This window comes from Bacillus sp. AFS037270, from assembly GCF_002585305.1.
Genome location: NZ_NUNF01000021.1, coordinates 34,851 through 48,501, shown reverse-complemented (window position 1 = coordinate 48,501; position 13,651 = coordinate 34,851). Strand labels below are relative to the sequence as shown.

14 protein-coding genes are annotated in these 13,651 nt (G+C 38.5%); 7 read left to right on the top strand and 7 right to left on the bottom strand.

Going from position 1 to position 13,651, the window contains the following annotated elements:
* Positions 1 to 99 precede the first annotated feature (99 nt).
* A complete protein-coding gene (locus COD92_RS11555; protein WP_255286539.1) occupies positions 100 to 1,611 on the top strand; it encodes an MDR family MFS transporter in 1,512 nt (503 codons plus the stop codon).
* Between the two features lie 41 nt (positions 1,612 to 1,652).
* On the opposite strand, the gene COD92_RS11550 is transcribed toward COD92_RS11555, so the two are convergent.
* The 4 genes from COD92_RS11550 to COD92_RS11535 all read right to left on the bottom strand — a co-directional run bounded on the left by COD92_RS11550 (position 1,653) and on the right by COD92_RS11535 (position 4,502).
* A complete protein-coding gene (locus COD92_RS11550; RefSeq protein WP_098527919.1) occupies positions 1,653 to 2,042 on the bottom strand; it encodes a gamma-glutamylcyclotransferase family protein in 390 nt (129 codons plus the stop codon).
* A gap of 85 nt (positions 2,043 to 2,127) precedes the next feature.
* Positions 2,128 to 2,739, bottom strand: coding sequence for a transglutaminase-like domain-containing protein (locus tag COD92_RS11545; RefSeq protein ID WP_098527918.1), 612 nt, complete (start codon positions 2,737 to 2,739; stop codon positions 2,128 to 2,130).
* Between the two features lie 299 nt (positions 2,740 to 3,038).
* On the bottom strand, positions 3,039 to 3,800 hold the full coding sequence (locus COD92_RS11540; protein ID WP_098527917.1) for an SDR family NAD(P)-dependent oxidoreductase: 762 nt from the start codon (positions 3,798 to 3,800) through the stop codon (positions 3,039 to 3,041).
* Positions 3,801 to 3,917: 117 nt separating this feature from the next.
* Entirely contained in the window at positions 3,918 to 4,502 is a 585-nt protein-coding gene (locus COD92_RS11535; RefSeq protein WP_098527916.1) for a general stress protein, read from the bottom strand.
* Between the two features lie 308 nt (positions 4,503 to 4,810).
* Between COD92_RS11535 and COD92_RS11530 the strand changes: the two genes are divergently transcribed.
* Positions 4,811 to 5,338, top strand: coding sequence for a hypothetical protein (locus COD92_RS11530; protein ID WP_098527915.1), 528 nt, complete (start codon positions 4,811 to 4,813; stop codon positions 5,336 to 5,338).
* Positions 5,339 to 5,381: 43 nt separating this feature from the next.
* Here the strand turns inward: COD92_RS11530 and COD92_RS11525 are convergent, their stop codons facing one another.
* Positions 5,382 to 7,427 (bottom strand): molybdopterin-containing oxidoreductase family protein, encoded by a 2,046-nt coding sequence (locus COD92_RS11525; RefSeq protein WP_098527914.1) that lies wholly within the window; start codon positions 7,425 to 7,427, stop codon positions 5,382 to 5,384.
* A 316-nt stretch (positions 7,428 to 7,743) separates the two neighbouring features.
* Here COD92_RS11525 and COD92_RS11520 point away from each other — a divergent pair, with 316 nt between their 5' ends.
* The 4 genes from COD92_RS11520 to COD92_RS11510 all read left to right on the top strand — a co-directional run bounded on the left by COD92_RS11520 (position 7,744) and on the right by COD92_RS11510 (position 9,903).
* Positions 7,744 to 8,184, top strand: coding sequence for a hypothetical protein (locus tag COD92_RS11520; RefSeq protein ID WP_098527913.1), 441 nt, complete (start codon positions 7,744 to 7,746; stop codon positions 8,182 to 8,184).
* Entirely contained in the window at positions 8,115 to 8,420 is a 306-nt protein-coding gene (locus COD92_RS31565; protein WP_141561098.1) for a hypothetical protein, read from the top strand. The genes COD92_RS11520 and COD92_RS31565 overlap by 70 nt, the downstream gene beginning before the upstream one ends.
* 197 nt (positions 8,421 to 8,617) lie before the next feature.
* Positions 8,618 to 9,406 carry an alpha/beta fold hydrolase gene (locus COD92_RS11515; RefSeq protein WP_098527912.1) on the top strand — a complete coding sequence of 263 codons (789 nt, stop codon included), beginning with the start codon at positions 8,618 to 8,620 and terminating at the stop codon, positions 9,404 to 9,406.
* Between the two features lie 2 nt (positions 9,407 to 9,408).
* Positions 9,409 to 9,903: an undecaprenyl-diphosphatase gene (locus COD92_RS11510; RefSeq protein WP_098527911.1), complete on the top strand. Its 495-nt coding sequence runs from the start codon at positions 9,409 to 9,411 to the stop codon at positions 9,901 to 9,903.
* Positions 9,904 to 10,359: 456 nt separating this feature from the next.
* On the opposite strand, the gene COD92_RS11505 is transcribed toward COD92_RS11510, so the two are convergent.
* On the bottom strand, positions 10,360 to 10,875 hold the full coding sequence (locus COD92_RS11505) for a hypothetical protein (protein ID WP_098527910.1): 516 nt from the start codon (positions 10,873 to 10,875) through the stop codon (positions 10,360 to 10,362).
* A 903-nt stretch (positions 10,876 to 11,778) separates the two neighbouring features.
* Between COD92_RS11505 and COD92_RS11495 the strand changes: the two genes are divergently transcribed.
* The gene (locus COD92_RS11495) at positions 11,779 to 12,237 is read left to right on the top strand and encodes a hypothetical protein (protein WP_098527908.1); all 459 of its coding nucleotides are present in this window, start codon (positions 11,779 to 11,781) and stop codon (positions 12,235 to 12,237) included.
* A gap of 106 nt (positions 12,238 to 12,343) precedes the next feature.
* Here COD92_RS11495 and COD92_RS11490 read toward each other — a convergent pair whose 3' ends face one another.
* Positions 12,344 to 13,615, bottom strand: coding sequence for an L-lactate MFS transporter (locus COD92_RS11490; RefSeq protein WP_098527907.1), 1,272 nt, complete (start codon positions 13,613 to 13,615; stop codon positions 12,344 to 12,346).
* Positions 13,616 to 13,651: the final 36 nt, after the last annotated feature.

Here is a 13,651-nt window from a genome sequence, read left to right as displayed (position 1 = left end):
CTAAATTATCATGATAACTTAAACTAATTTAGTCAACAACTTGACTAAGGATTCTTCCATATTTTTATTCTACTATTTTATAAATGAAGGAGACAAAACATGCCAAAAACAACAACAAATCGTAAAATGGTAACAGTTGCGATGCTGGTTGCTATTCTATTAGTCGCCATTGATGTCACGGTTGTCAGTACCGCCATGCCGAGGATTGTCAGTGACCTCAGCGGGTTAAAGTTAATCAGCTGGGTTTTTGCCATCTATACGCTTACCACTTCTGTCACGACACCGATTTACGGTAAATTGGCTGATTTATTCGGCCGAAAAAAAATTTTTATCACTGGGGTTATTTTATTTGTGGCAGGCTCGATGTTGTCAGGTGCTGCTCATACGATGACTCAATTAATTTGGTTCCGAGCCTTTCAAGGAATTGGGGCTGGTGCGGTCATGCCGTTAACCTTTACGATTATTGGTGACCTCTACCCTGGAGAACAGCGTGCCAAAATGCAGGGAGTATTTAGTGCAGTCTGGGGAATTGCCGGTCTTCTTGGTCCATTAGTAGGCGGATTCTTTGTGGACCAAATCAGCTGGCGTTGGATTTTCTATATTAATTTGCCGGTCGGTTTAGTGTCGCTAGTATTAATCACTGTCTTCTTCCACGAAACAGTTGAATTGAAAAAGGACCGTAAAATTGATTATCTTGGGGCGATTACTTTTACCATTGGAATTTCAACGCTATTATACGCTCTTCTAAATGCTGGTCCGGGACAGAAATATGCATGGAATTCGACAGCCATTTATATACTGTTTGCTGTTTCGGTGATCTTTATTGTGCTCTTTGGTTATATTGAAAACAAAGTGAAGGAACCGATGCTACCTCCATCGTTATTCAAGATTCCAGTAATCCTTGTTTCTAATTTCATCGGTTTTCTAGCAAGTTCTGTCCTCATTGGGGTGAATGTTTATTTGCCTATGTGGATTCAAACGATTCTTGGACACAGTGCGACGAGCTCAGGACTTACGCTCATGCCAATGTCGATTGCATGGCCTTTGGGTGCTACTTTTGCCGGTCGGTATATGTATAAAATTGGCTCTAAGTTAACGGCCATTCTTGGAGCTGTTTTGATTGCCCTCGGAGGAACATGGCTGCTGGCTGTAGAACTTGACTCACCGTATTGGTATTTTGTAGGGATTATGATTGTCATTGGTCTTGGGATGGGTTACGCGACAACCCCAACAACCGTCCTTGTTCAATCGGCGGTTGGCTGGCAAATGCGTGGAGCGGCAACGGCTTCCAACACCTTTACTAGGTCTATTGGCCAAACGGTTGGAGTTGCTGTCTTTGGAACGATTTTCAACAACTCACTAATTACTTTTGGAAAAGAACATGCAGCCGGAGGATGGAGCGGTGGAAGCAATATTAGTGACGTTTTAAGTTCAGAAACCATTAATAAGCTGCCTGCAAGTGTCCTTACTATGATCCATGAGGGGCTCGCCCATGGGATGCACCTTGTGTTTATTCTTGTGTTTTTTATTGGGGTCGCAAACCTCATCGCAACTCTCTTCCTTCCTTCACACAAGAAGGTAATGGAGCATCAAAAACAAGTCCAGCATTAATCGTTAAGCCGCCAATTTGGCGGCTTTCTTCATACTCTTACTTAGGACCTGTAAAGCTTCCAATCACCTGATTCGATATGATTTTTCAACAGTGATTCCTGATGTTCGGCAATAAAATAAAGATAGGCTTCTATTTTACCAGTATCATAAAAAACAACTTGCTTCTTGCGGTTGTATAAGTTATTTCTATCATTTGGACGGTAATCTTCCAATTCATCTAGCCTATGAAGCTGTTCATCAGATACAAGGTATAATTCACCATAGACTCTATCGTTCATTGATTCCTTCAATGCTGGGTAACCGAGGCCTGTATCAAAAAGACGTCCACTCGTCCACGCCTTCCGGGCGATTAGTGTAGCCTCCTTCAATAAATAGTGATTACTTTCATTTTTTCTTAATGTTCCATACACAAAGACATAAATGTTGTTCATCCGACTTCCCTCCTATTGTTCAATTCCAGCATTTTTATTGGACGTAAAATTCTTTGCAGGTTTCTATGGTCGCGAAAGACCTCACTCATGACAAAATATCGGGTAGATGATGCTTGTACATTTCTAATGCATTTATATTTCTTTGTAAAGTAGCGATTGTTTTAGGATTTGGTTCAAAAAAAATAGTCGGATAATCTATTTCATCGAACTTTTCTTGAATTGAAAATGCTAAGATTTCTTCATCTAATGAAAATTCGGCTTGAACTCCAGGTTTGTTTCCACGGGCATCTAAGCGAATCCAGCGGTTAAGTGAACTAAGGAAAACTCCATTTAGCGTATGTAGTGAATAACCTTTATCTGGTGTATCGAATATCATAAGTCGTTGATAACAAAAACCCGTCGGTATACCCTGCGACCTTAATAAAGCAGCCAATAAATTTGATTTTGCATAACATATACCTTCTTTATATTTAAGTACCTCTGAAGCTTTACAGGTAACTATTGTACTTTGAATGTCCCATGAATGAGATATTTTATCCCTTACAAATTCGAAGGCAGTCTTCACTTTTTCAATTTCTGTCTGTTCATCATTAAAAATTTCAGCAACTACTTCTTGAATTAAAGGATGTGAAAAATCGACTTCATCTAATTCTTTTAAATAATCTTTTAAGTCTGCTGATTCCACTATCAGTTCCAATTAACACCACTCCATATTATTTTTACATAATTATACATTTACTCCTATTAATATACAACGTTAGTATGCAACCATTCTTTACCTAAACGTTCTAATATAATAGTAGACAAAATAATTTCTTTAATGAGTGATTCAATTGGCTGGTAAGTTTTTAGTCAAATAATGAAATTACCGGTAACTTGAGGTAGGCCTATCTTATCTATTCCGTGGCTGGTATTTTTTTAGGGCAGCTTCTCGAAAGAACTGACTCAAAAGCGTCGTCATTTATCGACCTTTTGAGTCAGTCTCATCCATTCATCTTAAAAATTCATTTTCGACTGTCCACCATCCACATTGATACTCGCACCTACAATCCATGATGCTTTTACGGAGGCTAGAAACAGCGCCACATTGGCGATTTCCTCCGGTGTGCCGAATCGGCCAGCTGGAATTTCCTTTTTCACGAATTCTTTAATGCCTTCCGGATCTGCTTCGATGCGTTTTTGCCAGTTGGCAGTTTCATGCAAGATGCTTCCGGGCGCGATACTGTTTACCCTAATTCCATATGGGATTACCTCATCTGCCAACGACTTCGTAAAACTGATTAGTGCAGACTTGGCATTATTATAAGTAACTTTCCCTCCGCTTTCCCTTCCATAAATAGACGTAATATTGATAATTGAACCCGATCGCTGCTTTTTCATATGCTCCACAGCCAACTTGCTTAAATGGACTGCTGAAAAATAATTTAGCTCCATTGCCTGATAAAACAAATCCATTTCCGTTTCGGATGCTTTCCCGCCATTGCTCCCGCCGGCATTATTAATTAGGATGTCAATCGTACCGTATTGTTCTATAACCGATTGAAACATTCTTCCACGTTCGTCCGCATTGGTGATATCCGCTTGGAAAATAGAAACGCTTCCCCCTAGCTCTTGTTTTACCATTTCTAAAGCTTCCAGCTTTCGGGCTGTTATCGAAATATTCGCTCCCTCCGCCACAAACGCTTTGACGATGGCTTTGCCAATTCCCTTTGAGCCGCCAGTTATCAGTACATTTTTCCCATTCAATTGCAAATCCATTTTAAAAGCTCCTTTTCATGTAAACTATTATCATTTTAGCGTCTTTATAGAAAAAAATAAAAGACGAAAAAGGGTACCGTCTCCACTTGAAGACAGTACCCTTTTCACTTTCAATTATTAAAATCCTCTGTTGTTGTGTAAGTTCGCAGTTTGATTCAAAGAAGTGACCGGAGTATTGTATGGCTCATTTGATCTAATGGTTACGTCTGTATCGTTTTGGTTTACACTGGTTTCAACTCGTTGTCCTTCTTCTAAACGGTTTTGTCGGCGTTCCGCCACAACAAGGAATTTACCCTCTTTTACATAGCCTTCGTAACGGTCAGCCTCTTCTTCAGGAATTCCTAATCCAATTAAAACTCCTGCCAAACCACCTACTCCAGCTCCGGCAGCAGCCCCAGTCAAGGTAGCAGCTATTGGTCCAGCCGCTACAATAGGTCCGATACCTGGTATAGCGAGAGCACCTACGCCAGCAAGGAGTCCTAATATCCCACCAAGTGCACCGCCTGTTGCAGCTCCAGTAAGAGCGCTTTTTTCAGTTGTCGTACCAGTAGTATCATTAATGTCTTTTACAGCGTCTTTGTTTTTCCCGATAACTGAAATATCTTCGGAAGCATAACCCTGTCGTTTTAAATCTTCCACCGCCTGAATTACCTCTTGCTCAGTATCGTAAACTCCCACCAAATGTTTTTCATGTTCATACATTGAAATTCCTCCTTTGATTGGTAGTCCTTATTATAGCTACCCGCCCTGGGGAGGAATGAAACATTTATTCTTAATGCCCATCGGATTTGTCGTTACACATATCCAATTACCATAAAATCCAGACAAAGGCTTATCCTTATTTGGAAAGTTCTTTTAAATTAAATCTAAAAAATAATAATGTATCCATCATTCTACTTTTACTGCAAATATTTTCTAGTTAACGTTTTTTTTCGCAGGGTACATAAATAACGTTCTCAACGAACTCAAACGAATTGACATTCTTAATTGAATATTTTAGGGGGATAATCATGTTTGGATTCGCTGACATTATAAAATTTCTAATCTCTTTTTTCGTAATCCTGCCTATCGTTACAATTATCCATCTAAGCGGGCATATTTTTTTCGTTACGCTTTTTGGAGCTTCAGAGAAGAAAATCGTAATCGGATCGGGGACAAAGGTATATTCCTTTTGGAATATTGAGATAAGAAGATACTATTTCTGGAATGGGGCCTGCGAGTTTAAATCATTAAGGCATGATAACCGTGTCACGAACACCTTCATTTACCTTGGCGGTGCTTTATTCAACCTGGCAGGTATTTTTCTGGTACACGCCCTCATTTCTCAAGGAATTCTAGAAAAATCAGTTTTTTGGTATCAGTTTATCTATTTCTCCTTTTATATGCTGTTTTTCTCACTATTTCCAATGTATTTTTCAGATGGATCGCCCAGTGACGGGAAGGCGGCAGTACTCACATTGAAGAACCAACATGAAAAGAAAATAAGTGACGATATTCAATTCATAAAAATGGAAGAGCAAAATAAACCCGATGAATAATACAGGAAATATAATTAGTAACATCTATGGGTGATTTTTGGTGTCAGGCACCAGTTAATTTTTCAACGGTAACTCTCCCTGAAAAAAAGGTTGCACCCCCGCCCATGTCTGCAATCCGATCGGGGGTAAGCGAGTTGACCAGTTGTTTTGTTCCTTTTTCTGCCCCCCAAAGGCCTTGAGTCACTGCCACGCCTGGAAGGACGCTGTCACCAACCCTCGCTATAAGGATACATTCTCCTTGTTCGTTCCAAACTCGGACCTGTTCTCCATTTTGCACTCCCAATTTTTCAGCATCGTAACGGTTTAAAACCACTTGAGGCTCTTTTTCGAGCCCAACATGCGTTGACTGGTTCGCAAATGTTGAATTTAAAAAATTATGGTTCGGCCCCGCTATAAATTGAAAGGGGTGATCAGAGTCATTTTTTAGAGGTACATAGGTTGGTAATGGAGGATAGCCGTCCTGTTTCATCTTTTCTGAATATAGTTCGATTTTTCCGCTGGGTGTTGGGAGCCTGTCAGGAAATTTCGCTTTTGCCTTAAGATAATGATGTTCCCTTAAAGATTCGTAAGTTATTTCTTTCATATAAGGATTCATGGGATTCGCTAGTGATTGCCCAATCAATTCTGCTTCTGTCTCATCAAAAGCCGATTCAGTGAAGCCCATTCCTTTAGCCAGTAATCGGAACACCTCCACGTTTGACTTTGCGTCCTCGAATGGTTCGATTACAGGCTGTTGAAGCTGAATATAATGATGCCAATACGATGTATAAAAATCGGTGTTTTCAAAGGAAGATGTGGCTGGTAGAACAATGTCTGCGTAGCTTGCCGTTTCTGTTAAAAATAAATCATGGACAACAGTAAATAAGTCTTCACGTTTCAATCCTCTTCGAACCTTATTTCCAGCCGGAGCAACAATGGCTGGATTACTCCCATATACATAGAGCGATTTTACTGGGGGATCTAAAGTGAGCAGGGCTTCTCCCAGCAGGTTCATATTAATCACCCGTGTTTTTTTATTTTTTAACAAATCAGGTCGCTGCAAATTAGCAGTATGGTGGGCCAGGTAAGCGGAATTTCCTTTGATAGCCCCTCCTCCTTTTACTAACCACTGTCCTGTTAAAGCAGGTAGGCAAGAAATCGTTCTTACAAACATACCGCCATTGTCGTGGTGCTGCGGGCCATTTCCAATCCGAATAAAGGCAGGCGATGTTTTTCCATACATCCTTGCCAGTTGAACAATATCCTCTTCCGGTATGCCGGTAATGCCTGATACGGTAGCAGGGTCATACTGCACAACATGTTCACGCAGCTGCTCATGACCGACTGTATATTGCTCCAGAAATGCGGAATCCACCATGTTCTCGGAAAATAAAATATGCATCAGTCCTAAAGCTAGAGCGGTATCAGTCCCTGGTAAAATAGGAATAAACCAGTCTGCTAATCTAGCAGTTTGATTTTTATGGACATCAATAACAATGATTTTAGCGCCATTTTGTTTCCGGGCTTGTTGGGCAAGAGCTACTTGGTGCATGTTGGTACTTACAGCATTAATCCCCCAAAAAATAAACAGCTTGGTGTGGTTTGTATCCTCTGGATCGGTTCCGAAACTTGCGCCCATTGTATATTTATAACCAACTGCACCGGCTGAGTTACATATACTCCTGTCCAGCTGAGAGGATCCCAAACGATTGAAGAAGCGGCGGTCCATCCCTTCAGCACTAAGGTTTCCCATATTTCCATAAAAGCTGTAGGGCAGAATACTTTCGGCACCCTCGCTTTGTAGCAGTTCCTTCCAGCGGGTGGTAATCGTTTCAATAGCCTCCTCCCAGCTTATTCGAACAAACTTCCCTTCTCCTTTCGCACCAATGCGCTTCATTGGATATTTTAGCCGTTTTTCATCATAGATTCGTTCCGTCATATTACGAACCTTGTTGCAAATAAAACCCTTAGTGACTGGATGATTGGGGTCACCCTCTACCTTGATAATTTTTCCGTTCTTTTTATGAAGGAGCAACCCGCATTGATCCGGGCAGTCTAGTGAACAAACCGAAGGGAAAATACCATTTGGGCTATTAACAAAAGAGGTCATTGTCGGTCTCCTTTCCATTGGTGTCAGGCACCATTTTGTTAGATTTTACATTAATTCTATTACATAAGATAGAATTAATCGTATCGCACGTGGTACTGATATGTACCTAATACAAAAAAAATTTGTTCTTTAGAAAATAGCTGCTTATTATTTTAAATTAGTTGGTCATTTCGTCATATTAATTTCCGTTCAATCGATTTGTTTTAAAAAAAGCCTAACTCTCTACAGAGGTTAGCAAATAAGAAACTTGTCCCTCTAAAATCGTTCGTAAAACGCATATTCTATCATATACGTATCTACGAAAGGATTTGATAATATGGGTTGTAATTGCTCGGAAAGTCCCAATACAGAAAATTGTATCCGCAAGATAGGTCGTGCAATCGACAAGTTGAAAAATGCACGCCACGACACACGAAACGGAAACTTAGACAAAGCAAAGGAAAATCTAGCTGACACATTACATTACCTTGCAGAAGCTTTACATTGCATTAACGAAGTACCACCTACATTGCCATCATCTTGCGATCCTACAGGTGCAATTCCATTTACGTCTGGATTAAACGGAGCACCCTCAGGTACGTCGAATTTACTGCCAGGGAATAAGTACGTTTCGCCTTTCGGGCTTGTCATCACATGGACAGGTGATACCATAACAGTGTGTGAAGTACCTGGTAATCAGTCTAATGTATGGACTATATCTGGTGCACCTCTAGTCATAACGAGCGGGATGGATCGCAGCAAACCGTTCCGTCAATAAACGGAAATCCACAAGCTGCAGCCATAGGAATAAATGAGGGTTCTATACTTGTTTTCAGTGCTTCAGTAGTAAATGGTCCGATCACCAATGCTAGATATGTGTCTATTCCTGTCGTTCAAACGAGCAGCAGTTACCAAGGGTTTAATACAAGTGCAACAGAGTTTTACTTAAGCGGCTATAATGGTCAAATTATATTGGATACTGGATTTACGCTAAGCGAAATGTTGGGTGTCTAAGTCGAAGATGAAATTCAAAATACTCTACAAAATCAGTTGGGAAAAACCGAACTTTCTTCTTCAAAGTCCTTATAAAACTTTCTGATTTTGTTTTTTAATCAGTTGTAAAAGTTTGGGATACCAAGCTTTTTTTGTATGATTCAACAAAAATGCCAAATAATAAATGAAAGCACGGTTTTATTTATTGAGGTGATAAAATGCCTATCCTCGAAGTTGATGAGAGTACCCTTTACTACACGGTTAAAGGTAAAGGGATTCCAATCATATGTATACATCCACCCGTTCTAACTTCTATAAATTTCATATACCAGTTAGAAGGACTATCTCGTTATTTTCAGGTTATCACCTTTGATATACGAGGACATGGAAGGAGTCCTTTTTCAAGAAAACCTGTTACCTATCCACTAATCGTTGAGGATATAAAAAAACTAATGGACCATTTGGATATTAAGCAAGCCTTTTTATGCGGATATTCAACAGGAGCATCTATCCTATTGGAATTTTTGTTATCAACATCAAAAGAGCGTGCTTTAGGTGGAATCATTATTAGTGGAATGTCTGAGGTAAGTGACTGGCGTCTAAAAAACAGAATACGCCTTGCTAAAAACCTTGTAAAGATTGGGGCATTGCCTGCTTTAGCTCGGTCAGTATCCAATAGCAATTCAAATACAAAAGAGTTATTCGACAAGATGTTACTAGAAGCAAAAAAAGGTGATGCTAGAAACATCTTGCAATACTATGATTACAGTTTGAACTATAACATTTCCGATCAACTAGAGAACATTACTATGCCAATTTCCCTCATTTATGGTGGAAAAGATAAAACATTTTATCGTTATGCACAACAACTACATACGAAACTACCTCAAAATGAAATAACCTTTGTTGAAGGCATTAAACATCAGGTCCCAACAAAAGCAGCAAGTAAATTGAATCAAGTTATTTATCAATTTATCCAAAACCATCCAGTAAACAGAGGTGAATAAGCTTGGATGTTAAACTATTTCATTTAATAAATTTGCTTTCCGGACGTCATTTAATAATAGATAAATTAATGATACTTATTTCCAAAAAGATGAAATTTGTTTTCTTTATTATTTTAGTGATTTTGTTTTTTAAAAAAAAGAATGTAACTATTGAAGCAGTCGTGTCTATCATGATTTCGTTATTCTTGCATTTTATAATTAAGTTATTTTATTTTAAGCCCCGTCCATTTATAGAAGGGAGAGTAGGTATACTTACCCCTTCTAAATTCGATTCGTCCTTTCCAAGTAAACACACTCTACTAACTTTCGCCGTTTCAACAATAGTCCTCTTTAATCAACGCATCCTTGGATCTATTATGTTGGGGTTTTCTTTTTTAACGGGATTGTCACGAATTTGGGTAGGACATCATTATCCTTCTGACATTGCAGGAAGTGCTGTATTAGGCTCTTTTACAAGTGCGATTATTCATAAATTACTTCAAAAGAAATGGCAATGAAAGCTCTTAAGAAAATTGCACTATCTTATGAGTTATTTTGATTTTTTAATGAAAAATGTTAATAAACAATTAGCTGGTTTAGTTCAATAAGAAAAGGTGATTGCCTTGTATTAGTAATCACCTCCTGTCTTTTCTATTCAATCAACGTATTGAAATTCCTTTTTATTTCTCAATAACAAAAAATGCAAAAAAACGTTGATAAAAAAATCTCAATAGATTCAAAAGAAAACAAAGTACCATTTATAAAAGAGTCATTGGGAAAGAGCAGGCCCATTGGCAGCTCTTTCTATGATTAATACATCACGTGAAAAGTAAACAACGTTTATCTCCTCTGCAACTTCATTCTAGCCATTTTGCCCACAAAAATGGTATATAAAAATTCTCTTAATACTGACGGTTTTCTTAAAGAGAAAAAGAATTTTCTAAAGAAAACCCTACAAATAGAACTTAAGTGTTTTATAATGAAGTTCGATTTCCAACCTTTTTCTTGTGGTGGAAAAGAAGGAACTCATAATAGGATAAGACTAAAGAAATAACTATCAAATAGGTGGGGAAAGAATACACCAATTTCCAACCGTGATAAGTAAAGATATGTAATCTTACTATGACAAATTCAAAACAAATCGCAAAGAGGGACCAACTTAAAATATACAAGACAATCTTCATTCTCTTCGGTCTAAACCATTCATAAAAATACACACAAAGATACCCAAACGGAGCATAGATGCCGCTTAATACAATATCAAACACTTCATACTTCTCCGAATCATTGATTCGATATACATCATAAGGAGATATGGCAGCAATGCTATGGTCGATGATGTTCGGAATGGCCATACTTAATAGGACAATTAAGTATGAAACTTCGGTAGGCATTTTTTTAGGCAGCCTCACCAAAAAAATACTCACAACCAGAACAATGCTAATGAACCATTCATTTTGATCAAAGTGTTTCGGTAAGTATAAAAACATGGGTACCAAAACTCCTCTTAACTAAATTTTTCCCTAAATTTCATCCATAAAAAATAAGAAACGAGTAGAATAAAGGACTTTTCAATAAAAGAAGAGACAATATTCCACTTTACCTCATGAAGAACTTCCATTTTGAGCAAAACATATTCATTAAGCATTAAAATTAATATTGCCACGAAAAGAATGATACATTTTGCTGCTTTTCGATTGAATCTCAACGAAGCCTCAAAAAAAAGAACAATCAAAAGCGGAAAAAGAATTAATCTATCAAAGGCATAAGTCCAAAAATCCCCTATTTTCGTCGATACTTTTATCCAAGTTAAATTCACGTATATGATCCAAGATAACGGGTGCATGAGCAGCCACACGACAAGCCAAATAAATATTATTTCAAAAATATGCAGTTTTTTTGGTGTAACACAAAAAGAAATGAGAATTAATAAAGTGATGGATGAGATGATGGTTATATTCATAAACTCCCCTTATTTCAGCAAGTTATGGGATAAAGTGTTCTTTAAAAGGTCGCCACTAATAAAAAATAAGATGGTAGGGTAATACCTCCTCCAATTTTTCCAATCTCCCCATCTAATAGCTGCAAGTAAAAATAACAAGGCATGAAATAAATGCATTTTGTACCGCCCAACAATTTTTCTTCATTATTATCATTATTTCTATTGAGAAAGAGATTAATCATAGAAGATTAAATAGTGACATAAGCAGTGGGGAATTTAAAAAGGCTGAAAGATTGAAACATCCTATTCACTTTCACTTAATACGTTCATAAAGGACATAGAGGCCAACACACAAATGTAATAAAGAAATCTCAAGTTTCATTAACGTACAATCATTTCTTACATTCTCCAATATCATATATTAGTATTTGGAAAAGGTGGTGATTTGAAAGTGTCGGATCAAAATTGGGAGAAATCCTCAGCGGCCTATGGTTATGTTACTCTGGTAGGAACGGAGCCTATACTCGTAAAACCAAATGAGAATATCCACTTTAACGAACATGGCTCTTTAAAAAATATAAGATTTTCCCGGCATGATGGTACTTTAACTGTTTTAAAATCGGGAGACTATAAGATTGAATATACTTTGCTAATCGATGGTCCTGCTTCAACTTCGATATATGGTATTTTCTTAAATCATTCTTTGGTTCCTGATCATCTAACCAACTTTGGGATAACAAGGCAAGTGAATAATGCTACGCTAATGCTTGTAGGACAAGCAATTATCCATATACCCAAAAAGGCCACCATTGAGCTTAAAAATATAGGAGCTGCTACAGACACCTTATTACCTATTTTACAGAACAGAAGTATAAATGCTGCATCATTATCGATTGTGAAACTTGGATGAAATAGATGTGTTGCAAATGAAAAAGAAGGGACCACACCATTTTGGTGTGATCCCTGGTTTAATGTGCATTTTTTTATGTGATTAACATGGAAAACCGATTTGAACGTTAAAAATTACCCGCTTTTTTAATGATTTGATTTTCGCTCTTCGTCCTTAATTTTCTAATATCTAGACGAATGAGGAGTGAAACGGCTAGCGCTATTACAAATATCCCTGAAAAAATGACTAAAGTCCCCTGATAGCTTCCAGTGGTCTCCCTGACCCAGGATACAAAGATTGGACCCACTAGACCAGCTGCAGCCCAGGCAGTCAAAATGTAGCCATGAATGGCCCCAAGCTGCTTTGTTCCGAATAAATCGCCGATAAAGGCAGGTATAGAGGCAAATCCTCCTCCATAACAAGTCATTATCATATAAACAATAATAGAAAACAGAATTCCAACTGTTATATTTGGCAGACTAAAAAAGGCAACGATTTGAAAAGCAAAAAATAGCGTGTAAACATTTGGCCTTCCGATGTAATCGGAAATGGTCGCCCAAGCAATCCTTCCTGAACCGTTAAATAACCCCATGATTCCAACCATTGCCGCTGCTCCGGCAGCCGACATCCCTGCTAACTCTTGAGCCATTGGAGAGGCAACCGAAAGAATCGCGATTCCACAGGTAATATTGATAAAAAGCATCAACCACAAGGCCCAAAACTGTCTTGTTCTGACTGCCTCATTGGCGGTCAACTGACGGAGGTCTTCTTTCATTTTCATCGTACCGGACTTTTGGGCTGCAGCTTCTAGGCCCTTAGGGAGCCATCCCTCTTTTGGCGGCGCAAGATACTGTGCAGAACAAAAGATGATAATGAAGTAGGCAGAACCAAGAATATAGAAAGTGTTTGAAATGCCATATGTTTCGATTAAATGATTCATAATCGGACTACTTACCAATGAAGCAAAACCAAATCCCATGATGGCTAGTCCAGTTGCGAGACCTCTCCTGTCAGGGAACCACTTTACCAGCGTGGAAACAGGTGTGATGTAACCAACCCCCAAGCCAATTCCTGCAATCATACCATAAAATAAATAGAGTAATAGCAATGATTCTAAATGAATGGCTAAACCTGCCCCAGCAATTCCAACTCCAAAAAATAGAGCGCTAAGTATACCAGCCGCTCTCGGTCCAAACTTCTCGACAAAGTGCCCTAAAAAAGCGGCTGATAACCCTAAAAATAGAATCGCCAAGCTAAACGTAAACGAAATTTGCTTCAATCCCCATCCCATCTGTTCTTGTAGCGGTTTTGTAAAAACACTCCAGGCATAAACTGAACCAATTGAAATATGAATTCCAACGGCTGAAAGAGCGATCAACCACCGATTTTTTGTTTGCATCCTTCCGTCCCCTTTTTCATGTTGTATTTCCAAGCT